The following is a 24,787-nucleotide window of genomic DNA, read 5'->3' as shown; positions in this document are numbered from 1 at the left end:
ATTAAACCGCCATTTCTTTTTTTATCCAGTCGTATCCTTTTTCTTCAAGCTCAAGTGCCAACTCTTTACCGGCTGATTTTACAATTTTACCCTGATAAAGAACGTGAACATAATCGGGAATAATATAATCGAGCAAACGCTGATAGTGTGTAACTACAATGGTTGCATTTTCAGGACTGCGTAAAGTATTTACGCCACGGGCAACGGTTTTTAGCGCATCAATATCAAGGCCTGAATCGGTTTCATCCAAAATGGCCAATTTGGGCTCCAGCAGTGCCATCTGAAAGATTTCATTTTTTTTCTTCTCCCCACCTGAGAATCCTTCATTTACCGAACGGTTGGTCAGTTTTGTATGCATATCCACCAACTCCATTTTTTCGCGCATATATTTCAGGAATTCACCGGCAGTAAGTTCTTCCTGTCCCCGGTATTTTCGTTGTTCGTTTATTGATGTTTTCAAAAAATTTACCATGGGTACTCCGGGAATTTCAACCGGGTACTGGAAACTCAAAAACAAACCTTCTCTGGCACGATCTTCAGGAGACATTTCAAGAAGGTCTTCTCCGGTATATGTTACTTCCCCGGAAGTAACTTCATATTCTTCTTTTCCTGCCAGCACATTTGCAAGCGTACTTTTGCCTGAGCCATTTGGCCCCATTATGGCGTGGATTTCACCCGGTTTTACTTTCAGATTGATCCCTTTAAGGATTTCCATTCCTTCAACGGAAACATATAAGTCTTTTATTATTAACATTTTATTATTGAGATTTTTAGGATGAACTTTTTCATCACCTATTTGACATCGATTATTTTTTTCTGAACTTTTTATCCAACACTTCCCTCTAAACTGATTTGCAGAAGCTTTTGTGCTTCAACTGCAAATTCCATTGGGAGTTTGTTTAACACTTCCTTGGCATAACCGTTTACAATCATGCCGATGGCTTTTTCTGTATCTATTCCACGCTGGTTGCAATAGAAAATCTGGTCTTCCCCAATTTTTGAGGTGGTTGCCTCGTGTTCAACAATTGAAGATTTGTTGCCAACCTCGATATAAGGAAATGTGTGTGCACCACAGGTATCGTTTAACAACAGCGAGTCACATTGAGAAAAGTTTCTTGAATTAATTGCTCCCGGCAAAACTTTTACGAGACCCCGGTAGGAGTTATCGCTTTTACCGGCCGATATACCTTTAGAAATAATGGTACTTTTTGTGTTTTTGCCAATGTGAATCATTTTGGAACCTGTATCGGCTTGTTGATGATTGTTGGTTACAGCCACTGAATTAAACTCACCAACAGAGTTATCACCCATTAAAATACAACTTGGGTATTTCCAGGTAATTGCAGAACCTGTTTCAACCTGAGTCCAGCTAATTTTAGAGGAAACACCTCGGCAAACACCACGTTTTGTTACAAAATTGTAAATTCCGCCTTTTCCGTTTTTATCTCCGGGATACCAATTCTGAACGGTAGAATATTTTACTTCAGCCCGATCAAGCGCGATAATTTCTACAACTGCAGCATGTAACTGGTTTTCATCCCGCATAGGTGCGGTACAACCTTCCAGGTAACTTACGTAGCTATCATCGTCAGCAACAATTAATGTACGTTCAAACTGACCTGTATTTGCCGCGTTTATTCTGAAATAAGTCGATAATTCCATCGGGCATTTTACGCCTTTTGGGATGTAGCAAAATGATCCATCGCTAAAAACGGCTGAGTTTAAGGCTGCGAAATAATTGTCGGCAACTGGCACCGCCTGTCCCAAATATTTCTGAACTAAATCCGGATGTTCCTGAACAGCTTCACTAAAAGAACAGAAAATAATTCCCTGTTCCGCCAATGTTTCTTTAAACGTTGTTTTGACCGACACGCTATCAATTACTGCGTCGACAGCGACACCGGCTAAATGTTTTTGTTCTTCCAACGGGATTCCCAGTTTGTTAAATGTTTCGATTAATTCCGGGTCCACTTCATCAAGGCTCTCATACTGAGGTTTTTTCTTTGGTGCAGCGTAATAACTGATCTCCTGAAAATCAATTGGCGGGACTTTCAGGTAAGCCCAGTTTGGCATTTTCATTTTTTGCCATTTGCGAAAAGCTTCCAGCCGAAATCCCAACATAAATTCAGGTTCATTTTTCTTTTTCCAAATGGTTCGGACAACGTCTTCATTCAGACCTTTGTCAATGATGTCTGTATCTATTTCAGTTATAAAGCCGTATTTGTATTCGCTTTGCGTAACCTCGTTTAATATTTTATCTTGTTCTACCATCCTTTTAAGTTTTCTTTTCTATATAACAACAGCTTAATTGGACTGTTTAAAAATTAATTGCAAAGATATAAAACTATAGGTAATTTTGTCCGAAGAAGTAAAATAAATAATACCTTTTTGTCTTTAATTCATGGAGCAGTAGGAATATTGAAGACAGTAGCTTATACAGGTATTTGTATTAATTATTTAGTATTGTTACATCAGATGAAAAACGAAAAGCAGACCCAGATTTCCGAAGTTGGAGAGTTCGGATTGATTGAAAGGCTAACAAAAAATATTCAGATTAAGAATGAAAGTACTTTAAAAGGTGTTGGCGATGACGCCGCGGTACTGAATTTTAATAAAAAACAGGTGGTTGTTTCGTCCGATTTACTTACTGAGGGGATTCATTTTAATTTGATGTATGTTCCGTTGAAGCATCTGGGATACAAGTCTGTAGTTATAAATCTTTCCGATATTTTTGCCATGAATGCTATTCCTTGTCAAATTGTGGTAAATATTGCTTTGTCGAACAAATTCTCGGTAGAAGCAGTGGAAGAGATTTATTCAGGAATTCATTTGGCCTGCGAAAAGTACGGGGTTGATTTAATTGGCGGGGATACAACAAGCTCGTTAACCGGATTAACGATTAGTGTAACTGCTATTGGAGAGGCAGAGAAAGAGGATTTGGTTTACCGTAGTGGGGCAGGTCCAAACGATTTACTTTGTGTTTCGGGCGATTTAGGAGGCGCTTATATGGGGTTGCAGCTGCTGGAAAGGGAAAATGAGGTTTTTAAAGTGAATGAAAATATGCAGCCTCAGTTGCAGGGTTACGATTATATTTTAGAAAGGCAGTTAAAACCGGAAGCTCGTGGCGATATTATTGCCGCATTCAAAAAAATTGGTATTCAACCTACCTCCATGATTGATATTTCGGATGGCCTCTCATCGGAAATAATGCATTTATGTAAAAATTCTAATACCGGTTGTAATCTGTATGAAGACAAAATTCCTATGGATTTTCAAACAAAAAAAATGGCTGAGGAATTAAGTATTAATCCTTTGGTTGCTGCGTTAAATGGGGGGGAGGATTATGAGTTGTTATTTACAATTTCGCTTGAAGATTATGAAAAGATTAAAAATGATCCGGATTTTACAGTAATTGGTCACATGACGAATGTTTCAGAGGGTACCAATTTAATAACAAATGCAGGTTCGGCTGTTCCGTTAGAGGCACAGGGATGGAATCATGGAAAATAAAAATGCCACTCCGGAGGAGCAGCATTCTTCAGAATATTTTGTTGAATTTAATCCGGATAATATCCCCGGATAATTCCGCGTTTTGAATCTTTTACAAACAGTAATATTTCATCACGTTCTGTAGACGCCGGCATTTCTGCTTCAATAATTTCAGCAGCTTGCGAAGTATTTAATCCTTTTTGGTAGATATACCGGTAAATGTCCTGTATTTCACGAATTTTTTCATTGTTATATTGACGCCGACGCAAGCCGATGGAGTTTATACCGACGTAAGACAGAGGTTCCCTGCCAGCTTTAATAAAAGGAGGAACATCTTTTCGAACCAACGAGCCTCCACCAATCATTACATGGGAGCCAATTCTGCAAAATTGATGAATACCAGTCATCCCGGAGATGATAGCCCAGTCGTCCACAATAACTTCTCCGGCCATGTTGGTATTGTTACCAAGGATAATATTATTTCCTAAAAAACAATCGTGTGCGATGTGTACATAAGCCATAATCAGGTTATTGTTTCCGAGTACTGTTTTACCTTTTGAGGCAGTTCCCCGGTTAATGGTAACCATTTCACGAATGGTATTATTGTCGCCGATTTCTACGGTTGTATATTCTCCTCTGAATTTCAAATCCTGAGGGATGGCACCGATTACAGCTCCCGGAAAAATGTTGCAGTTTTTTCCAATTCTTGTACCGGGGAGTATTGTAACGCTGGAGCCAATCCTGGTTCCTTCACCAATTTCCACATCATGGTCGATGGAAACAAATGGTTCAATTACAACATTATCTGCAACTTTTGCATCAGGGTGTACGTATGCTAACGGTTGTTTCATAATTTATTTTCTAAAAGTATTAGTTTTCTTTTTCTGTCTGTTTTATTAATTGGGCCATAAATTCACCTTCAGCCACAACTTTATTTCCTACGTAGGTTATTCCTTTCATATTTGCTATACCTCTTCGGATCGGCGAATTTAAAGTTAATTTAAAAATCAAAGTATCTCCGGGTACAACTTTTTTACGGAATTTAACATTGTCGATACGGATGAAATAGGTTGAGTGTTTTCCTTCTAACCTGCTTAAAACCAGTAGTCCTCCGGTTTGTGCCATTGCTTCAACCAGCAAAACTCCCGGCATAACCGGCTCATCAGGGAAGTGGCCTTGGAAAAAAGGTTCATTTACGGTAACACTTTTAACCCCTATCACTTCATCCTCGGTCACCGAAATTATTTTGTCTACCATCAAAAAGGGATAACGATGTGGCAGAAATTCTTTAATCTGGCTTACATCCATTAAAGGTGGCAGGTTGGGATCATAATCCGGAGCATTCTCAAGTGTTTGCTTGTATGCCTGTTTTAATTTCTTTGCAAAAATTGTGTTTGGCCTGTGTCCGGGTTTTGTAGCAATAATTCTACCTTTAATGTGTTTCCCGCATAGGGCCAGATCTCCAATTACGTCCAGCAATTTGTGTCTGGCGCATTCATTATCAAAATGTAAATCAAGGTTGTTCAAAATTCCCTGTGGTTTTACTTCTACTCTTTCGTGGCTGAAAAGATCAGCCAGACGGTCAAGTTCTTTCTGGCTTACTTCTTTATCGATGATAACAATTGCATTGTCCAGCTCTCCTCCTTTTATCAGGTTTTGGCTCATCAATATTTCAAGCTCGTGCAAAAAGACAAAAGTGCGACAAATGGCAATTTCTGTTTTAAAATCTGCAATGTTTTCCAGTGTTGCAAACTGGTTGTTTAAAACATTCGATTTAAAAGAAATCAGAATATTTAAGCGGTAACTGTCATCGGGCAATGCAACGATTGTTGAATCTGATTTTTCATCATAGATTTCAATTTTGTCTTTTATCTCAAAGTATTCCCTTTCTGCGTTTTGCTCAATAATTCCGGCTTTTTCAATTGCTTGGATAAAATATTTTGAACTTCCGTCAATTATTGGTGCCTCTTCGTTATCAACTTCAATAAGTACATTGTCAAGATCCATTCCTATTAAAGCAGCCAAAGCGTGTTCTATTGTGCCAATTCTTGCTCCGTCTTTTTCAAGCAGGGTCCCTCTGGATGTATCGATAACCAAATCTACATCCGCATCAATTACCGGTTGATTTTCAAGGTCGATTCTTTTAAATTTGAATCCGTGATTTTCAGGGGCAGGGAGGAAATTCATGGTGACATTTACACCGGTGTGTAAACCTACACCCTTTATTTCAAATGAATTTAATAGCGTTTTTTGTTTTACTGTCATGCCAAGTTCTCTTAATAGAAACTATTTATTTTCCTTCAGTGATTTCACCTCTCTTTTTAGTTGAATAACATCCTCCCTCAATTCAGGAAGCTTTTTAAATATTATGGCTGATTTAACGGCATCTTTTATGTTAAAAGCCGGTGTCATAAGTAAAGTTTCGTTGTCTTTTACATTTGAGGATAGGCCAGATTGGGCTCCAATCTGTACATTATTGCCGATGGTTAAATGACCGGCAAGTCCAACTTGTCCACCAAGTCTGCAGTTTTTTCCAATTTTTGTCGTTCCGGCCATTCCTGCCTGAGCGGCAATAACTGTATTTTCTCCGATTTCGCAATTGTGCGCAACCTGAACCAGATTATCCAGTTTTACACCTTTGCGGATAATCGTCGATTCCATGGTTCCGCAGTCTATTGTAGTGTTTGCACCTATTTCAACATTGTCCTCGAGGATAACATTACCCAGTTGAGGAATTTTATTGTACGTTCCATCGGGTTGAGGAGCAAATCCAAATCCATCAGAACCAATAACGCATCCGGCGTGCAGAATACATTGGTTTCCTATTTTACAATCGTCGTATATTTTTACACCGGCGTAGATAATACAATTGTCGCCAATGGTTACATTGTCGCCTATAAATGCCTGGGGATAAATTTTTACATTGTTACCTACTTTTGAATTCTTCCCTATGTAGGCAAAAGCACCAAGATAAATGTCATCTCCTACAGAAGAGGTTTCGTGAATAAAACTTGGATTCTCTATGCCTGTTTTTTGAGTGGATTTTGCTTGTTGAACTAATTCAAGCAGCGAAGCAAAAGCCTGATAAGCATCATCAACTTTAATAAGTGTTGCAGAAATCTCTTTTCGGGGTTCAAACGTTTTATTTACCAAAACAATCGAGGCTTTGGTTTCATATATATAATGTTCGTATTTCAGATTGGCAAGAAATGCAAGTGTCCCCGGCTTACCTTCCTCTATCTTTGATACATAGGAAACTTTGACATCTTCATTTCCAACAACTTCTCCGTTGAGAAATGCTGCAATGTCTGTAGCTTTAAATTCCATTCATTTTTTATTTTGGCGTTGCAAATATAGGTTTTAACTAATAAAAGTCCAATTCTTTGGGGTAACAGGCAAAATATTTCCTCACGGTTTTAGTAAGTGCAGTTAAATTAATATCGGAAGCTTTTCGTATATCTTTCACTTTTCCGTTCTTAAACAGGATAAGAATGTTTTCGCTGTCGCGGTTAAGTGCGTTATTGGTTATTTCTCCGGTGATCAAAAAATAGGGTGCTAAGTTTTTATCACCTGTTATGTTTTCCGAAATCCCTTCCAGCATTTTTTCTTTCCAGGATTTTGAAACAGGTTTTGTCTTCATTTTTGTTTTAAACAGTTTCCGGTTGGTAATACTTTGGGCCAGTGTTGAGAGTACTAAATCGGGGTGATATTGCCATTCTTTTACCGATGTTAAAATATCGTTATCATCAAGTAAAGTATACCATTGTAATATGTTTTTTCCTAAAACAGACTTGTTTTTAATAAAATCATCGCTTGAAAAGCTATTGTTCAAAAAGACATTGAGTGTTGGCGTAGCAAAGATTGATTCACCGGAAGTGGTCAGTTCTTTCGCTCTTTTCAGAACGTTTATTAAAAGAAATTCCGCAGAGACAACCGTTTTATGTAAATAAACCTGCCAGTACATTAAGCGGCGTGCAATCAGGAATTTTTCAATCGAATAGATGGCTTTTACATCTACTGCGAGTTGATCATCAACAACATTCAGCATCTTTATGATACGTTCTATTCCAACCTGGCCTTCTGTTACACCGGTAAAGAAACTGTCGCGGCTCAGGTAATCCAACCTGTCCATATCAAGCTGACTGGCCACCAATTGATGTAGAAATTTCTTTCTGTATTGATTTTTAAAAATTTCAATGGTCAAATCAAGTTTTCCGTTAAACTCCAGGTTTAGCTGTTCCATTAATAAAAGAGATATCTCTTCATGTGGAATTTCAACCAGTGTGTTTTCTAGAACATGCGAGAAAGGCGCATGTCCTATGTCGTGAAGCAAAATAGCAACAGTAACAGCCTCGGCTTCCTCAGGCGTTATTTTATGTCCTTTAAGTTGAAGTGCCGAAATGGCCTGTCTCATTAAGTGTACCGCACCTAAAGCATGTTCAAAACGGGTATGATTTGCTCCCGGGAAAACCAGAAATGAAAGCCCAAGTTGTTTTATCCTTCGCAAACGTTGAAAAAAAGGATGTTCTATCAGGTCGAAAACCAGCTCCGATTGAATGTTTATAAAACCAAAAACGGGGTCGTTGATGATTTTTTTCTTATTTATTTGAAAAGAGTTCACAAATCGTTTCTTCTTGAGTGATAAAAGTACAAAACTTTCGTAAATCAGGAAATGTATCTTTTTAATACACAAAAGTCTGGAAAATCAACTGATAATGAATTGGTCTGCTTCTGGGAAACGGCTTTTTATGGAATTATTATTTCTTTAAAATCAGTAATTTATATGTGTTGCTATTTTTTTATTAATCAATTATTTTACTATTTTTGCGATGATTTTGGAAAAACCTGCTTTAGGGGACCTCTGGTTCCCTATTTTGTTACTAATAATGAATGATTGATAAGGAAAAAGTAATAAAACTGGTTGAAGAAAAATTAGACGAGAAGATGTTTCTTGTTGATGTTTCGGTAAATAAGAGTAACGTTATTAACGTGTATGTTGACAGCTTTGATGGGGTGACCATTGAGAAATGTATTGAAATTAGCCGAAACGTGGAACACAATCTCGATCGCGATATTGAAGATTTTGAGCTGCAGGTTTCGTCCCCGGGCTTAACAGAGGGGTTTAAAGTGAGGCAGCAGTATGTTAAATATAAAAATCGCGAAATCGAGGTAGATTTAAAAACAGGTGAACATTTTGAAGGAGTGCTGAAAGAAGTTGATGATGATGAAATTATTCTGGAAACATCAAAACGCGAAAAAGTGGAAGGACATAAAAAGAAACAGTTAATTGTTCGGGAACATAATATTAAATATAACGAAATAAAAAGTGCGAAAGCAGTTATTACTTTTAAATAAACTGATGAAAGATGGAAAATATTAACCTGATTGATACTTTTGCCGAATTCAAAGAGTTGAAAAACATTGACCGGGTTACAATGATGAGTGTACTTGAAGATGTTTTTCGCAGTGTGCTGATCAGACAGTTTGGCACTGATGAAAACTTCGATGTAATTATTAACATTGACAAGGGTGATTTTGAAATTTGGCGAAACAGGGAAGTTGTTGCAGACGACGAACTAGAAGAACCGAATTTGCAGATAACATTAACTGAAGCACTAAAAATAGATGACGACTACGAAGTTGGCGAAGAAGTTACTGATGAGGTAAAACTTGCGGATTTTGGGCGTCGGGCCATCTTGAACTTACGTCAGAACCTGGCAAGTAAGATTCTCGAACTTGAAAAGGATCATATTTACGGTAAATACAAAAATAAAATTGGTGACATTGTTACCGGAGAAGTTTATCAGATTTGGAAAAAAGAAATCCTCATTCTTGACGATGAGGGAAATGAACTGATTCTTCCTAAAGGAGAACAAATTCCGTCTGACTATTTTAGAAAAGGAGACACCGTTCGCGCTATCGTATACAAAGTAGAGTTGCGAAACAATAATCCGTTGATTATATTGTCGCGAACAGCGCCGGTATTCCTTGAGCGTTTATTTGAACTGGAAATACCTGAAATCTTTGATGGTTTGATTACCATTAAGAAAATTGTAAGGGTTCCGGGAGAAAGAGCGAAAGTTGCCGTTGAGTCGTACGATGAAAGAATTGATCCCGTTGGCGCGTGTGTGGGAATGAAAGGTTCCCGTATTCATGGAATTGTCCGGGAATTGAGAAATGAAAATATTGACGTAATTAACTATTCTTCAAATGTTCAGCTTTTTATAAAAAGAGCACTGAACCCGGCAAAAATTAATTCAATCAAAATAATTGAAGATAATAAAAAAGCCGAGGTTTATTTAAGACCAGAAGAGGTTTCTCTGGCAATTGGGAAAGGTGGTTTGAACATCAGGCTCGCCAGCCAGTTAACTGGTTACGAAATAGATGTTTACCGCGAGATGGAAGAAGACGAGGAAGATGTAAACCTCGACGAATTTGCTGACGAAATTGAAGACTGGGTAATAGACGGATTAAAAGCCATTGGTTGTGATACCGCAAAGAATGTGCTGAGTATTCCGCGTAACGAACTGATTAAAAGAACCGATTTTGAAGAGGAAACTATAGATAATGTGCTGAGTATCCTGAAGTCGGAATTTGAATAAAATGCTAAAATTGAAGTATGGTTTAATCATTTTTGTTAAAATTGTACCGTTAAACTTTAGCATTTGGATTAAGAAAAATTAAATTTTTTTATGGTAGCTGGTAAGACAATAAGGCTTAGTAAACTTGCAAGAGAATTTAACGTTGGTATTCATACCATTGTAGAATTTTTGCATAAAAAAGGTTTTGATATTGATTCAAATCCGAATACTAAAGTTAATGAGGAGGCGGTTCAACTTCTTGAAAAAGAGTACAAAATTGATATTTCTTTGAAAAAAGAATCAGAGAAAATTAGTTTAAAGAGCCAACGCCCGAAAAAAGAAGTTATCACGATTGATGAAGAAGAGGAAGCTGAGGTTGGTGAATCATCATCACCTGAAAAAGCAGAAGAAAAGCCTAAAGAAAAAGAGATAAAGCCTGAAGTGACAAAAAAGGTGGAGGAAGAAAAGCCGGTTGAATCGGAAAAAACAAAACCAAAAGAAGAGGGCTTAAAAGTATTGGGGAAAATCGATTTGGATCAGGTTGGAAAGCCGAAAAAGGAGGAAAAGCCGGTTCCGGAAAAAGAAGTGCCAAAAACAGAAAAAGAAGAAGAAAAAATTATTGAGGAAAAGCCTGCCGCTGAGAAACCAGTTGCTGAGGAACCAGTCGCTGAGAAAGCTGCTCCTGAAAAACCGAAAGAAGAACCGGTGAAAAAAGAAGAATTTAGCCAGAAGGAAGAAGTTGTTGAAACTGAGGTTCCTAGAGTCGATGAGATTAAAGTAGTTGGGAAGATCGACCTGAAAAATATTAATCAGAAAACCCGACCCGCAAAAAAAACAAAAGAAGAAAAGGAAAAAGAGCGGAGAGAACGTCAGAAGCAAAAAGCTGCGAGAAAGGCAGAATATCAGGGTAAAGTTGAAAGAGAAGATAAGGGCACCAAAACCGGAAGTAGCGAAAATGTAGTAAAAGCTCAGGCAAACAAGCTGAACGGGCCTACTGTGGTCGGGAAAATTGATCTGCCGGATAGAAGAGATAAAAAACAACAAGGTTCATCAGATCAGGGAGGGAATAAAAAGCGTAGAAAAAGAATCCCAAAAGATGGTGGTCGGATCAATTTTGAAGATAAAAAAGGAGACAACAAGTCAAAACCTAATTTCCAGGTTAATAAACAACATGGGAAAAAGAGAAGACCTCTAAAAAAAGAGGTGAACGAAGAAGATGTTCAGAAGCAGATTAAAGATACTCTTGCACGTTTAACAGCAAAAGGAAAATCAAAAGGCTCAAAACACCGGAGAGATAAACGTGCTGCAGCAAGTGAAAAGATACAAGCTGACATTGAAAAACAAAACGAACAGAAAAAGGTATTAAAAGTTACTGAGTTTGTTTCAGTAAACGAGCTCGCCAACATGATGAGTGTTAGTGTTAACGAAGTTATTTCATCATGTATGAGTCTCGGACTTTTTGTTTCAATCAACCAGCGACTGGATGCAGAAACATTGTCGGTTGTAGCTGATGAATTTGGTTATACAGTCGAGTTTGTAAGTGTGGATATTCAGGAGGCAATTGATGACAAAAATGAAGAAAGTGACGAGAATCGGGTTTTTCGTTCGCCGATTGTAACAGTCATGGGACATGTTGACCACGGTAAAACTTCTTTGTTGGATTACATTCGAAGTACAAACGTTATTGCTGGTGAAGCCGGGGGAATTACGCAGCATATCGGAGCTTATCATGTGACTCTTGATGACGGAAAAGATATCACTTTCCTGGACACTCCGGGGCATGAGGCATTTACTGCGATGCGTGCCCGTGGTGCTCAGATTACCGATATTGCAATTATTATTGTTGCTGCCGACGACAATGTGATGCCGCAGACTATTGAAGCAATTAACCATGCTTCTGCGGCCGGTGTTCCGATTGTTTTTGCAATAAACAAAATTGATAAACCCGGTGCAAATCCCGAAAAAATAAAAGAAGAGCTGGCCAATATGAATTATTTGGTTGAAGAGTGGGGAGGAAAATACCAGTCACACGATATTTCAGCCAAACAAGGTATTGGAGTTGAGGAACTGTTGGAGAAGGTGTTGTTGGAAGCTGAAATGCTGGAGCTAAAAGCAAATCCGGATAAAAATGCAACGGGTACTATCATTGAATCATCGTTAGATCGTGGTAGAGGTTATGTTGCAACGCTGCTGGTGCAGTCAGGAACTTTAAATATTGGCGACATCGTTTTGGCAGGTCAGTATTTTGGACACGTTAAGGCGATGTTTAATGAACGTAACCAGAGGATTGACGAAGTTGGACCCGCACAACCGGCAATTATACTTGGCTTAAATGGTGCTCCGCAGGCAGGCGATAAATTTAATGTGATGGATTCTGAGCGCGAAGCCCGAAATATTGCCAATAAACGTGAACAGTTGGCACGGGAACAAGGACTTCGTACACAAAAGCATATTACACTCGACGAAATTGGCCGACGAATTGCAATTGGTAATTTCCAGGAATTGAACCTGATTGTAAAAGGTGATGTCGACGGTTCTATTGAAGCGTTATCCGACGCATTGATTAAGTTATCAACAGAAGAAATTCAGGTGAACATTAAGCACAAGGCCGTAGGGCAGATTTCCGAATCTGATATTTTGCTTGCTGCAGCTTCTGAAGCCATTGTAATCGGCTTCCAGGTTCGCCCTTCGTTAAATGCCCGGAAACTTGCAGAAAAAGAGCAGATTGACATTCGGTTGTACTCTATTATATACGATGCAATTAATGAAATTAAAGCTGCAATGGAAGGTATGCTTTCTCCTGACATCAAGGAAGAAGTTACCGGAACTGTTGAGGTTCTTGAAACCTTTAAAATTACAAAAGTTGGTACTGTTGCCGGTTGCATCGTTCGAGACGGGAAAGTGGCGAGAAACTCAAAAGTTCGGATCATTCGTGACGGTATTGTAATTTATACCGGCTTGCTTGGTTCTCTTAAGCGTTTCAAAGACGATGTAAAAGAAGTGAAAAACGGTTATGAATGTGGATTGAACATCGAAAACTTCAATGATATTAAAGTTGGAGATCACATCGAAGCCTATCACGAAGTGGAAGTAGCAAAGCATTTGTAGAATTTAATAAAATATAGTTAAGGCCGGATTTTCCGGCCTTTTTTGTTTTTACCCGCGAAAATGGTGTATTTACCGGGTTATTAACAATTCATGTTTTATTTTATAAACGAAAATTAGGATCGAACGCGTTTTGTATTTTGTACTTTTGAGTAAAACTTGATTGAATGAAACGAAATCTGATTTTATTTCTGATTTTTGTAGTGGCATTGGTCGCCGGTTTTATATACTTTACAAAGGACGAAGTGACTTTTATAAAAGAAACATCGGTATATAAAGCTGTACCCGTAACTACTCCCGGTTTTTTTGAATTTCGTTCATTGAAATCAATTCCTGTTGATAATCCGATAATTAAGGAAATGAAGGATTCAAATATTGGAAATTCGTTTCTGGGATTAATTACTCAAATGGATTCATTGGTGAAAGACAACAACGATGTTCAAAGTGGATTGCGAAATGAATCCTTTATTCTGGCGTTTAATTTTTCAGGCAAAACTGATTTGATTCCACTTTTTATAAAAAATGCAAATACAAATAACAAAAAAACAAGTGTAAAAAACTTAATCGAGTTACTTTATCCCGTCTCTCAATACAGATATGAAGAGAGTAACTACAGCGGTAATAAAATCACTGCCGTATCAAAAGAAAATTCATCTGTTCTGTTTTTTTGTTTTAGCGAAGGTATATTTCTGGCAAGTCCAAAAGCAACAATGGTTGAGCAGGCTATCCGGCAAATGAATACTTACACCATATTAAATGACCGTTTCTTTACTGAAGTTAACAAGACTGTAACCCTGCAATCCGATGTCTCATTATACATAAACCATGTTAATTTTCCGGAGTTGGTTGGTAACTGGATGAATAGAAAATCGACCCAAAGCGTTAATGAATTTGGTGAGACCGTTAGGTTGAATTATAAGAATCGCACCGAAAGTTTTGGAGATTTTGCTTCATGGACTGAACTGGATGTTGAGTTTGATGATGACAAAATTTTGTTCAATGGTGTTTCTGTTGCTGATGATTCCTTAAACCATTTTTTGTCTGTTTTCGACGGGCAGGATGCTGTGAATTCCAAAGCTGACGAAGTACTCCCGAAAAATACATCTTTTTTTGTAAGTTATTCATTTTCTGATAAAAACATTTTTTTCGAAAATCTCGAACGATACTTTTCTCATACTGACTCGTATTATAAACGCGAAGAACAAATAAAAAAGATTGAAACAGGACTGCGTACTGATTTTAAAGAGTCGCTGAAGGGAATTGTAAATGATGAAGTTATTGTTGCGGCAACAACGATTCCCGTTGATCCTTCCCATATGACAACTTTTTTTATCCTTCATACGGAAGGTCGAACGCTTGCTGTGGAACAGCTCACAAGTTGGCTGTCATCATATGCAGCAAGAAAAGGAGCAGAACTGAGTTCATTAAGCAAAATTTATTCGGTGGACAGAGAAACTAAATTTACCATTTATGAGTTTCCGTATCCTTCATTTCCGGGAATTTGGCTGGGGAAACCATTTGCTGCAGCAAAAGCAAATTTTGTTGCTTTTCATGATAACTACATGGTTTTTTCGAATTCAGAAAAAGGACTGGAGGAATACCTTCACAATATGGTTTTGGATGCAAGTTTAGACCACGAGGTACGGTATTTGAAATTCAAACAAAACATCGCAAATCGTTCCAATGTAAATACGTATATCGACGTCAACCGTGCTTATAGTTTCAGTAAGCAACTTTTTAACCCGGAGATAACCCGGGAGGTGGAGGAAAAGGAAGAGGCTTTGCGAAAAATACAGGCAGTTAACTGGCAAATCATCCACGACAAAGAGTTATTTTTTAATTCGATGGTTTTGGCTTTCAATCCTAAAGCACAGGAAGAAGCCCAAACGACCTGGCAAAGTAACATTGGAAACTCAATTCAATTTAAACCACAGATAGTTGTTAATCACGATAATCCTGCGAATCGAGAAGTGATTTTGCAGGACGAACAAAATAATCTTTACCAGATTACCAATGAAGGCCGCGTGCGGTGGACAATATCTGTTGCAGAGCCTGTTATTGGCGAGATTTTCCAGGTGGATTATTACAAAAACGGAAAACTTCAGTACCTGTTTAATACAAAAAATAGACTGTATTTAATTGACAGAAATGGAAATAACGTAGCGCATTTTCCTGTGGTGTTTAGCTCACCTGCCACTGCAGGTGTAAATGTTTTCGACTACGATAACAACCGGAACTATCGTTATTTTATTCCTCATGAAAATAAAAAGGTAGTTGCGTATGACTATACCGGGAAAGTTGTGAGTGGCTGGATTTTTAAACAAACTGACCATTTGGTGACAACCCCGATACAACACTTCAGGGTTGGAAGAAGGGACTTTATTGTTTTTAAAGACAAATCCAGAATCTATATATTGGACAGAAGAGGAAACAGCCGGGTAAACACTTCTGCGACTTTTGAAAATTCACGGAATCCGCTGATTTTAAATTTGGATGGAATACCTAAAATTGTTGCAACAGATGTAACAGGAAAGGTGTATTACATTTTCTTTGACGGAAAGTATTCTGAAAAGAAAATAGGCAAATTCGGAGCAGACCACTTTTTTACCTGCGACGATTTAAACGGAAACGGAGTTCCTGATTTTGTATTTATTGACGGAAATGAATTAAAAGTAATGGATGAAAACGGGAAAAAGCTTTACGCTGAAAAATTTGATAATTTAATTAAAGACCCTCCTAATATTTATATTTTTGGTCCGAAAATGAAAAAGGTCGGTGTTGTGGATGAATCGTCAAATCGTATTTATTTATATAATCCTGAGGGACATCTTCACGACGGTTTTCCTTTACAGGGGAGCAGTCAGTTTAGCATCGGAAAAATGTCTGAAGCTACAGGTAGTTTGAGTCTGCTGGTAGGAAGTGATGGAGGTAATCTCTTCAATTATACATTAAATTAGCATCTATTTTCCAAAAACATAGATTACTGAACTACAACGACCGGGTTTGAACGAACTGGCAAACCATGAGACAGTTCCGTGGATGATTCCCTTTACAAGTGCCAATGTCGACTTTTTATATTTTTCACTAAGAAGCGATACATAAAACGAGTCGAATGGCATGGAGTGAACTTCTGTAAGCTTGAAACCAAATCTTTCTCCAAAAGATTCCATTTGTTCCGGAGTAAAATGCCAGATGTGGCGGGGAACATCATAAGCAGCCCAATATTCACGATAATGTTCTGCATCATACGATGAGTTATTAGGCACTGCGATGATTAGTTTTCCTTCGGCTTTTAAAATTTTATGAAAGGTTTCCATATTTGCATCAAGCTGATGAATGTGTTCTAATACATGCCACAAAGTAACCACATCAAATTTATGCTCTTTGAAACCAAAAAGTTGTTCAGTAGGGAAAACATCAAGATTAAATTCTGATTTTACAAACTGCCTTGCTTCTGTATTTTTTTCTGTTCCTGTTGTTTGCCACCCGTGTTGTTTCATTTCATTGAGGAAAAAACCAGTGCCGGTACCAATGTCCAGAATGCTTCCCTTTTGTTCCGGAGAAGTTTTTTCAACCAGCTTTCTTTTTTGCCTCAACATATATTTTCGTACTCGGTGATATACCGAGTTTACCAGTCCTTTAGAAGTGTTGGAGTGTGAAATATATTCGTCCGACTGATAATACGAGCCAATATTTTCCTCGTCTTCGATGTCCTCTGTGATTTTGAATCCGCAGGATTTGCATATTTTTATTTGAAACTCTTCTCCGCTGACAAAATGATCATTACATTTTAAAAAGGGTGAAAAAGTTTCGCTGCCACACACGGGACACTGAAGAACATTGAATTTTGCCATTTCTGAAAATTTGCCGCAAGATAACAAAACTTACCTGTGCAAATATTGCATAAGTTCATTTTATAGCGAATTTTGCTTGTACCTGGTATGAAAGATTAATGTTTTTTACCTGATTGATGCTTTCCTGCTGGGTTGTTTGTACCGTCCGTAACATGGCCCTTGCAAACACAGGGCGATTGATTCCTTCACCCATCTCTACAATAGAAACAACACTGCCAAGTTCTTCCCCCATACTTTCAACCAAATAGAGTGCTTTTTCTTTGGCTGCCTGTAGCGCATTTATCTTTACCTTTTTTTGGTAATCTTCAATATTTGAGTGAGTTAGTTCGCCAATATTCATATATTTAATGCCTTTCGCATCCATTATTTTGGCTAGTTCGTTTATTTTTGAAAAGTCGGAAATGGTGATAATAAACTGTTTGCGGTATAAAAACTCTTTTCCACGAAAACGCCAGTAATTTCCTAAATTGCTTACCACGATTTCATCTTTTCCGATTCCAACTTCCCGAAGTGTTTTTATTAAATTGTCTTCTATTGTAGCCAAAGGTACTTTGGTTCGATACTCTTCAAATCTGGTTTTTTTCTCCATTTCCTCTTCAGTGTACTCGCCGGGCAGCTTTTCTTCTTTAAACTCTTCTTCCCAGTACTCTTCAATTTCAATGACAAATTTAATTTCATCGGGTTCGATTTCCATTTCGGCACTTCCATTAACCTGTATGGTTCGTCCACTTCCGTTTTGCGCATCGACAGTAAGTGCTCCGATAACAAAAAAGAAAACTAAAAGATACGATAGTCTCATTTTTAAATTCATTTAAGTGTAAGGTATTTGACACTATAAACAAAAAACCACGAAAACAGTTGTTCCCGTGGTTCAAAAAAATATTGAAAAAAAGTTAAATTATCAGCATTGCATCTCCATAAGTACCAAATCGGTAGTCTTCTTTTATAGCGGTTTTGTATGCTTCCATTACAAAATCGTAACCACCAAATGCAGCAACCATCATCAAAAGTGTTGAATATGGCAGATGAAAGTTGGTAATCATACGGTTGGCTACCCTGAAATCATATGGAGGAAAAATAAATTTATTTGTCCAGCCTTCAAACGGTTTCAGAAAACCTTGTGTTGAAACTGAACTTTCCAGGGTACGCATAACAGTTGTCCCTACTGCACAAACATTTTTCTTTTCTGTTTTTGCATTGTTTACAACGTCACATGCTTCATCGCGAATCCAAATTTGCTCTGAGTCCATTTTATGTTTGGTCAGATCCTCAACATCTACACTTCTAAAATTTCCTAATCCAACATGAAGTGTAATGTAAGTAAAATCAATACCTTTGATTTCCAGTCGTTTTAATAATTCGCGGCTAAAATGTAACCCTGCGGTTGGCGCAGCAACGGCTCCTTCGTGTTTTGCAAATATGGTCTGATAACGATCTTTGTCTTCCGGTTGTACCGGACGACTTATAAATTTTGGAAGCGGTGTTTCTCCCAATCCGTATAATGTATTTTTAAATTCGTCATATGGGCCGTCGAATAAAAACCGTAATGTTCTTCCTCTTGATGTTGTATTGTCAATCACCTCGGCAACCAACAAATCGTCTTCGCCAAAGTATAATTTATTACCAATTCGGATTTTTCTGGCAGGGTCAACCAAAACATCCCATAAGCGTTGTTCCCGGTTTAACTCACGTAAAAGAAAGACTTCGATTTCTGCACCTGTTTTTTCTTTGTTGCCGTACAAACGGGCCGGAAAAACTTTGGTGTCGTTAAATATCATTACATCTTTATCATCGAAATAGTCAAGCAGGTCTTTAAATAACTTATGCTCAATGGTTTTGTTTGCCCTGTCTAATACCATCAATCTGGATTCGTCCCTGTTGTCGGCCGGGTGTAGGGCAATTCTTTTTTCGTTTAAATCGTACTTGAACTTCGATAATTTCATAAACCAATATTTTAATTTTTATATTTCGATTTTATTTTTCAGGCTGTACTATTTTGTATCGCAGTTGGTTTTTTGGTTCAGGCCTCGTTTTACGGAGGAAAAATCAATTAGTTACAAATAAATGTAAATTTTCCAAAAAAAAGTCAACTTTTACAGCATCTTCAATTCTATAATTTCCAATTTTTGTCCTTCGTAAATTTGTCAAATAAGCTCCACAGTTTAGTTCTTCTCCAATATCTCGCGCCAAAGCCCGTATGTACGTTCCCTTGCTGCAAACTACTTTTATTTTTAAAAACGGGAGCTCAACTGATTCAATATCAATTTTTTCAATAACAATTTTTTTGGCTTGAAGTTTTAACTCTTCTCCATTTCTTGCATATTCGAATGCTCTTTTTCCTTTAACTTTTACAGCCGAAAAAACCGGAGGGACTTGCTCTGTTTCTCCTTCAAATTTTTTTAAAGTTTCAAATATTAATTTTTCATTAACATGGGAATAATCAAAAGTTTTATCCTCCTCTGTTTCCATGTCAAATGAGGGTGTAGTAGCTCCTATTTTAAACGTTGCGAAGTATTCTTTTTTCCCGAGCTGTAGTTCTTCAATTTTTTTTGTAGCTTTTCCCGTGCATAATATCATGAGGCCAGTGGCTAGGGGATCCAGGGTGCCTGCATGACCTACTTTCATCTTTTTGATTCCCATTTTCCGGCACAGTGAATTTCGTACCCTTTGAACCAAATCAAACGATGTCCAGTTGAGGTCTTTGTCAAACGACAAAATCTCTCCTCCCAAAAAATCGTACGCCCTTTTGAGGTTGTTCATTGTCAATGATCTAATCTACAGCTACTTATGGAATTTTTGCAAAAATCAGGCTGCAAAGATAGCAATTAGGCCAATAATTAAACAGTAAATTGCGAAATAAATTAGTTTTCCTTTTTTGATAATTCTTATCATCCACGCGCATGCCAGAAGGCCGGAGGCAAATGCAGCAAGAAAACCAACAAGCAAAGGAATTGTGCCTATGGTTTCACCAGAAGTAAAATCACCGCCAACGATATCGAGAAAAGCAGCGCCTAAAATAGGAATTAACACCATTAAAAAAGAAAATCGGGCAACTTCGTCTCTTTTGGTTTTTAACAACAAGCCGGTAGCAATAGTTGCTCCACTTCTTGAGATACCGGGCATAACCGCCAGTGCCTGCGCTATTCCTATAATAAGCGACTTTCCAAAGGTTATTTTCTTTTCTCCTTTCTTAGCAAAATGAGCGAAACTTAGTAAAAGTGCAGTAACCAGTAACATACTTCCCACCAAAAGAAGATTGCCGGTAAATAACTTTTCAACCTGGTCTTTAAATAGCAGACCAAGAATCATTACCGGTACAGCCGATAGCAGAAGTTTTGATACAAATATGGTTGATTCATTCCACTGAAAAGCAAACAGGCCTTTAAAAAGCGAGACAATATCTTTTCTGAAAACTACCAGTGTACTTAAAACTGTAGCTACATGGACAGTAATATCAAAAAGTAAATTGTTTTCCGATTGAACCCCAAGTATCACATGTCCAATCTCTAAATGTCCGCTTGAGCTAACCGGAAGAAATTCAGTAAGACCCTGTAAAAGTCCGAGAATTAGTGCCTGGATTTCATTCATAAATATCGAATTATTTATCTTCTTTGGGTTTTTTCATGATGGCGTATATTTCGAAAACGAAGCCAATCAGTAATATAACGGGAGCAATTGTTAAGCGCCTGAAACTAAAGATGTCGGGATTAAAAACATTTGGATCATCACTTCCTCCTCCTGCCATTAAGATAAATCCGATAACAATAATGGCAAAACCAATGGCCATTAGTTTGTAATTTTCTTTGCCAAGGGCAAATCCTGCTGATTTTATTTCTTTTTCTTTTTTAGCCATATTTTTTTGATTGACGGGTTAAAGATAATGATTAAAATAATTCATCAAATTTCAATCTCAGGTATTTGTTTACTGCTAACATTGTTGAAAAGTATGAAATGAGCATTCCTAACAAAATAACCATTGCAAAAACGACTACTGCGACACTGATATCGTTTTGAGAAATGATGCCTGTAAGTTCTTTTTTGTAAATATAAAAAGTTCCTAAAACGACTATATTCGCCAGAAAGGCCCCGTAAACTCCCCAGTACAGACTTTGCTGCAAAAAGGGTTTTCTGATAAACGAGTGGCTGGCCCCAACCATTTGCATCGTATTAATTGTAAATCGTTGTGAATAGATAGAAATGCGAATGGTATTGTTTATCAGCGCCACAAAAATGAATATCAGTAATGCACTTATTATTAGGAGAACCAAACTTATTTTGCTCACATTTTTGTTAATTACAGAAACAAGGTTTTTTTGATAGTATACTTCTTTTACTTCCGAATACTCCTGAAAATTTTTTTCTATCAGCATCAAACTGTCGGGATGTGTGTAAGGTGCGTAAAGTTTAACATCTATTGAGGCAAACAGGGGATTGTATCCCAGGAAGCCGGTGAAATCTTCGCCCAACTGCTCTGTCAACTCCTGTGCTGCTTCTTCTTTGTCGATGTAGCGGGTCGATTTTACATAGTCGGTAGCATTCAAAGCTTTTTGAAACCGAATAATATCAACTTCATTTAAATTATCCTGCAAAACAACTGTAAAACCAATTTTTTCCCTTACATATTCCGACAATCTTCCGGCGTTAATCAAAATTAACCCAAGTGTTCCAAGCATTATCAGAACCAGCGAGATACTAACCATTGAAGTGAGCCAGGAACTAAAAATCCGTTTTTTTAATTTTTTGGGCTTTTGATTTGCCATTTTAGAGTTTAAACTATTTTAACCGCTGAAGCAAAAGTATAAAATAAAAAAAGAATAAGTCAAGCGGAACTTAAATCCTAACCCTTATTTTTAGGAATTGGCAGGAGAAATGCAATTATTGTGTAAACTGAATATAAAACCCTGAAAATTTGGACATTATTTTTTTGGAAATACGAAAAAAGAAAATACTTTTGCAGTCCCGATTATTATCCTTATTAATAGGATGTATAAATAGTTGATTTACTTGGAGTAACGAATTTTGGTTAAGTATTCCGTATTAACCGGAAAAACGGCTTTAGGAATTTCAAAAGTGTTAAACAACAAAAATTTGAACAAGTGGATACACTTAGTTATAAAACAGTTTCGGCAAATAAAGCTACCGTTAATAAAGAATGGGTAGTGGTTGATGCTGAAAATATGGTTTTAGGACGTTTGGCCAGCAAAGTGGCTAAAATGTTGAGAGGGAAATACAAAGCGGATTTTACTCCTCATGTTGATTGTGGTGACAACGTAATTGTTATCAATGCTGAAAAAGTTCAGCTTTCAGGAAAGAAAATGACAGATAAAGTTTATATCCGTCACTCGGGTTATCCTGGAGGACAACGTTCTCAAACTCCGAAAGATATTTTAGCAAAATATCCGGAAAGATTAGTTGAAAAAGCTGTAAAAGGAATGCTCCCTAAAAACAAATTGGGACGGAAGCTTTATGGCAACTTGCATGTAGTAATTGGTGCAGAGCATAAATATGAAGCTCAGCAGCCAAAAGTTGTTGATTTAAATACGATTAAATAAGCAAAATGGAAGTAGTAAACACAATAGGACGTAGAAAATCAGCAGTAGCACGGATTTACCTGAGCGAAGGAAAAGGTAACATTACTGTTAATAAAAGGGAATTAAATGAATATTTCCCAACTACAACTTTACAATACATTGTTAAACAGCCTTTGAATTTATTGGATGTTGCTGAAAAATATGACATTAAAGTAAATTTGAACGGCGGTGGCCCGAAAGGACAAGCTGAAGCTTTACGTTTGGCGATTTCAAGAGCATTGATTGAAATTGATCCGGAAGCCAGAAAAGAACTGAAACCGGAAGGATTCTTAACAAGAGATCCGCGCGAAGTGGAACGTAAAAAGCCAGGGCAGCCAAAAGCAAGAAAACGTTTCCAGTTCTCAAAACGTTAATATATTTATTTTATCAAAAAAATATGGGTCTAAAACGGTTGAGATTCCTGGATTACGGGACTACTCAACGGTTGCTTTTAGGAACATAAAAAAAGTAAACAGATGCCAAGAACAAATTTTCAGGAATTATTGGATGCAGGTGTACATTTTGGTCACCTGAAAAGAAAGTGGAATCCAAACATGGAGCCTTATATTTTCATGGAAAAAAATGGAATCCACATTATCGATCTTCAAAAAACAATAGTAAAAATCGACGATTCAGCAAAAGCAATCAAACAAATTGCTAAATCAGGTCGGAAGATTTTATTTGTAGCCACTAAAAAACAGGCAAAAGATTTGGTTGCCGATTTAGTGAAAAGTGTGGGAATGCCTTACGTTACAGAACGTTGGCCTGGAGGTATGCTTACCAACTTTCCAACCATCAGGAAAGCAGTGAAAAAAATGATCTCCATCGACAAAATGATGAAAGATTCAAGTTGGGATAACTTGTCGAAGAGAGAAAAACTGCAGATTACAAGACAACGTGCCAAATTGGAAAAAATACTGGGTAGTATCTCCGATCTTACCCGTTTGCCAGCGGCATTGTTTATTGTTGATGTGTTGAAAGAAAAAATTGCAGTTCGCGAAGCTCAACGTTTGGGAATTCCTGTTTTTGCAATTGTAGATACCAACTCGAATCCGGAAGGAATTGATTTTGTAATTCCTGCGAACGACGACGCTTCCCAGTCGATTAAACTGATTGTAGGTGCAATGACCGATGCAATTCGTGAAGGGCTGAACGAAAGAAAAGCTGAGAAAGAAAAAGAAGACGTTGACTCTCCTTCATCAAAAAAAGCTAAGAAAAAAGCAAAAAACGAAGACATTGATGATGAAGAAGATGTTGATGCCGACGAGGAAAATGATGAGTCTGACAAAGATTAATTAAGAACAGGTTATTAATTCTATAAAACCATTTAAAAACGAAATTTTATTATGTCATTTACAACAGCCGACGTAGTTAAATTGCGTAAAGCAACCGGTGCAGGGATGATGGATTGTAAAAATGCCCTGAAAGACGCCGAAGGTAATTTTGACAGAGCCCTTGAAATTATCCGCGAAAAAGGAAAATTAGTTGCCAATAAACGTGCTGACAGAGAAGCATCTGAAGGTGTTGTTTTGGCTAAAGTTAATGAAGATGGTAAATTTGGCGCATTGGTTGTGCTAAACTGCGAAACCGACTTTGTTGCTAAAAATGATGATTTTGTAGCTTTTGCCGACAGCATTTTAAATGTGGCTTTGGTAAATAAGGCTGAAAATCTTGATGCTCTTAGTGCAATGGAACTTGACGGAAGAACAATTGAAGCCCAGGTAACAGAACAAACTGGTGTTATCGGCGAAAAAATTGAACTTTCATACTACAATAAGATAGAAGCTGAGACGGTAGTTTCATATATCCATCCGGGAAATAAGCTGGCTACTTTGGTTGGTTTTAATAAAGGTGAAGTAGAAATTCAGGTTGCGAAGGATGTAGCGATGCAAGTTGCAGCAATGGCTCCGGTGGCTGTTGATAAAGACTCTATTCCACAAAAAGAAATTGATAAAGAGCTGGAAATTGCTAAAGAAAAATACCGTCAGGAAGGTAAGCCTGAAGCAATGTTGGATAAAATTGCACAGGGTTCTTTAAATAAATGGTACAAAGAAGTTACTTTGTTGAACCAGACTTACGTAAAAGACGGAAAAATTTCTATCAAAGATTTCCTGAAACAAAACGACAGCGAGCTTACTGTTACGGCATTTGAACGTTACACGTTGAATGTATAATTAGAAGCTGAAGA

The 24,787-nt window shown here is 37.5% G+C and carries 22 protein-coding genes; 9 read left to right on the top strand and 13 right to left on the bottom strand.

All coding sequences use genetic code 11. From position 1 onward, the window contains the following. Position 1: 1 nt before the first annotated feature. Entirely contained in the window at positions 2 to 754 is a 753-nt protein-coding gene (gene sufC, locus K5G00_RS08350) for a Fe-S cluster assembly ATPase SufC (protein ID WP_238765680.1), read from the bottom strand. 71 nt (positions 755 to 825) lie between these two features. Beyond that, positions 826 to 2,271: a Fe-S cluster assembly protein SufB gene (gene sufB / locus K5G00_RS08345; protein WP_238765679.1), complete on the bottom strand. Its 1,446-nt coding sequence runs from the start codon at positions 2,269 to 2,271 to the stop codon at positions 826 to 828. Positions 2,272 to 2,475: 204 nt separating this feature from the next. Here sufB and thiL point away from each other — a divergent pair, with 204 nt between their 5' ends. Continuing rightward, positions 2,476 to 3,510 (top strand): thiamine-phosphate kinase, encoded by a 1,035-nt coding sequence (gene thiL, locus K5G00_RS08340; RefSeq protein ID WP_238765678.1) that lies wholly within the window; start codon positions 2,476 to 2,478, stop codon positions 3,508 to 3,510. Between the two features lie 47 nt (positions 3,511 to 3,557). Here the strand turns inward: thiL and lpxA are convergent, their stop codons facing one another. Genes lpxA through K5G00_RS08320 form a run of 4 tightly spaced genes read right to left on the bottom strand, consistent with a single transcriptional unit; the run spans position 3,558 to position 8,110 of the window. Further along, positions 3,558 to 4,340 (bottom strand): acyl-ACP--UDP-N-acetylglucosamine O-acyltransferase, encoded by a 783-nt coding sequence (lpxA, locus tag K5G00_RS08335; protein WP_158864799.1) that lies wholly within the window; start codon positions 4,338 to 4,340, stop codon positions 3,558 to 3,560. A 19-nt stretch (positions 4,341 to 4,359) separates the two neighbouring features. Continuing rightward, a complete protein-coding gene (locus K5G00_RS08330) occupies positions 4,360 to 5,754 on the bottom strand; it encodes a bifunctional UDP-3-O-[3-hydroxymyristoyl] N-acetylglucosamine deacetylase/3-hydroxyacyl-ACP dehydratase (RefSeq protein ID WP_238765677.1) in 1,395 nt (464 codons plus the stop codon). Positions 5,755 to 5,775: 21 nt separating this feature from the next. Then, on the bottom strand, positions 5,776 to 6,816 hold the full coding sequence (gene lpxD / locus K5G00_RS08325) for a UDP-3-O-(3-hydroxymyristoyl)glucosamine N-acyltransferase (protein WP_238765676.1): 1,041 nt from the start codon (positions 6,814 to 6,816) through the stop codon (positions 5,776 to 5,778). Between the two features lie 37 nt (positions 6,817 to 6,853). After that, positions 6,854 to 8,110 carry an HD domain-containing protein gene (locus K5G00_RS08320; protein WP_238765675.1) on the bottom strand — a complete coding sequence of 419 codons (1,257 nt, stop codon included), beginning with the start codon at positions 8,108 to 8,110 and terminating at the stop codon, positions 6,854 to 6,856. 269 nt (positions 8,111 to 8,379) lie between these two features. Between K5G00_RS08320 and rimP the strand changes: the two genes are divergently transcribed. The 4 genes from rimP to K5G00_RS08300 all read left to right on the top strand — a co-directional run bounded on the left by rimP (position 8,380) and on the right by K5G00_RS08300 (position 16,132). Then, the gene (gene rimP, locus K5G00_RS08315; RefSeq protein WP_238765674.1) at positions 8,380 to 8,844 is read left to right on the top strand and encodes a ribosome assembly cofactor RimP; all 465 of its coding nucleotides are present in this window, start codon (positions 8,380 to 8,382) and stop codon (positions 8,842 to 8,844) included. 11 nt (positions 8,845 to 8,855) lie between these two features. Beyond that, on the top strand, positions 8,856 to 10,091 hold the full coding sequence (gene nusA, locus K5G00_RS08310; RefSeq protein ID WP_238765673.1) for a transcription termination factor NusA: 1,236 nt from the start codon (positions 8,856 to 8,858) through the stop codon (positions 10,089 to 10,091). 90 nt (positions 10,092 to 10,181) lie between these two features. After that, entirely contained in the window at positions 10,182 to 13,178 is a 2,997-nt protein-coding gene (infB, locus tag K5G00_RS08305; protein WP_238765672.1) for a translation initiation factor IF-2, read from the top strand. 164 nt (positions 13,179 to 13,342) lie between these two features. After that, positions 13,343 to 16,132: a hypothetical protein gene (locus tag K5G00_RS08300; protein WP_238765671.1), complete on the top strand. Its 2,790-nt coding sequence runs from the start codon at positions 13,343 to 13,345 to the stop codon at positions 16,130 to 16,132. A gap of 3 nt (positions 16,133 to 16,135) precedes the next feature. On the opposite strand, the gene K5G00_RS08295 is transcribed toward K5G00_RS08300, so the two are convergent. The 7 genes from K5G00_RS08295 to K5G00_RS08265 all read right to left on the bottom strand — a co-directional run bounded on the left by K5G00_RS08295 (position 16,136) and on the right by K5G00_RS08265 (position 21,789). Then, positions 16,136 to 17,029, bottom strand: coding sequence for a class I SAM-dependent methyltransferase (locus K5G00_RS08295; protein WP_238765670.1), 894 nt, complete (start codon positions 17,027 to 17,029; stop codon positions 16,136 to 16,138). A gap of 55 nt (positions 17,030 to 17,084) precedes the next feature. Beyond that, positions 17,085 to 17,828, bottom strand: a complete 744-nt coding sequence (locus K5G00_RS08290) for an SIMPL domain-containing protein (RefSeq protein WP_238765669.1) — start codon at positions 17,826 to 17,828, stop codon at positions 17,085 to 17,087. A gap of 94 nt (positions 17,829 to 17,922) precedes the next feature. Next, complete coding sequence (queA, locus tag K5G00_RS08285; protein ID WP_238765668.1) at positions 17,923 to 18,972, bottom strand: tRNA preQ1(34) S-adenosylmethionine ribosyltransferase-isomerase QueA; 1,050 nt, start codon at positions 18,970 to 18,972, stop codon at positions 17,923 to 17,925. Between the two features lie 103 nt (positions 18,973 to 19,075). Continuing rightward, a complete protein-coding gene (gene truB, locus K5G00_RS08280; protein ID WP_262921308.1) occupies positions 19,076 to 19,789 on the bottom strand; it encodes a tRNA pseudouridine(55) synthase TruB in 714 nt (237 codons plus the stop codon). A 45-nt stretch (positions 19,790 to 19,834) separates the two neighbouring features. Beyond that, the gene (locus tag K5G00_RS08275) at positions 19,835 to 20,617 is read right to left on the bottom strand and encodes an undecaprenyl-diphosphate phosphatase (protein ID WP_238765667.1); all 783 of its coding nucleotides are present in this window, start codon (positions 20,615 to 20,617) and stop codon (positions 19,835 to 19,837) included. Positions 20,618 to 20,627: 10 nt separating this feature from the next. Then, entirely contained in the window at positions 20,628 to 20,882 is a 255-nt protein-coding gene (locus tag K5G00_RS08270) for a DUF3098 domain-containing protein (protein WP_158864777.1), read from the bottom strand. Positions 20,883 to 20,913: 31 nt separating this feature from the next. Further along, on the bottom strand, positions 20,914 to 21,789 hold the full coding sequence (locus K5G00_RS08265; RefSeq protein ID WP_238765666.1) for a cell division protein FtsX: 876 nt from the start codon (positions 21,787 to 21,789) through the stop codon (positions 20,914 to 20,916). 336 nt (positions 21,790 to 22,125) lie between these two features. Here K5G00_RS08265 and rplM point away from each other — a divergent pair, with 336 nt between their 5' ends. From rplM to tsf, 4 genes are all read left to right on the top strand, one after another. Further along, entirely contained in the window at positions 22,126 to 22,581 is a 456-nt protein-coding gene (gene rplM, locus K5G00_RS08260) for a 50S ribosomal protein L13 (RefSeq protein ID WP_238765665.1), read from the top strand. Between the two features lie 5 nt (positions 22,582 to 22,586). After that, positions 22,587 to 22,973, top strand: coding sequence for a 30S ribosomal protein S9 (gene rpsI / locus K5G00_RS08255; protein ID WP_158864771.1), 387 nt, complete (start codon positions 22,587 to 22,589; stop codon positions 22,971 to 22,973). A 102-nt stretch (positions 22,974 to 23,075) separates the two neighbouring features. Continuing rightward, entirely contained in the window at positions 23,076 to 23,894 is an 819-nt protein-coding gene (gene rpsB / locus K5G00_RS08250) for a 30S ribosomal protein S2 (RefSeq protein ID WP_238765664.1), read from the top strand. A 51-nt stretch (positions 23,895 to 23,945) separates the two neighbouring features. After that, positions 23,946 to 24,773: a translation elongation factor Ts gene (gene tsf / locus K5G00_RS08245; protein WP_238765663.1), complete on the top strand. Its 828-nt coding sequence runs from the start codon at positions 23,946 to 23,948 to the stop codon at positions 24,771 to 24,773. The last annotated feature ends 14 nt before the right edge of the window (positions 24,774 to 24,787 follow it).

The organism is Maribellus maritimus (assembly GCF_022267315.1).
Taxonomy (GTDB): domain Bacteria; phylum Bacteroidota; class Bacteroidia; order Bacteroidales; family Prolixibacteraceae; genus Draconibacterium; species Draconibacterium maritimum.
This window is presented reverse-complemented; position numbering and strand designations above follow the sequence as displayed.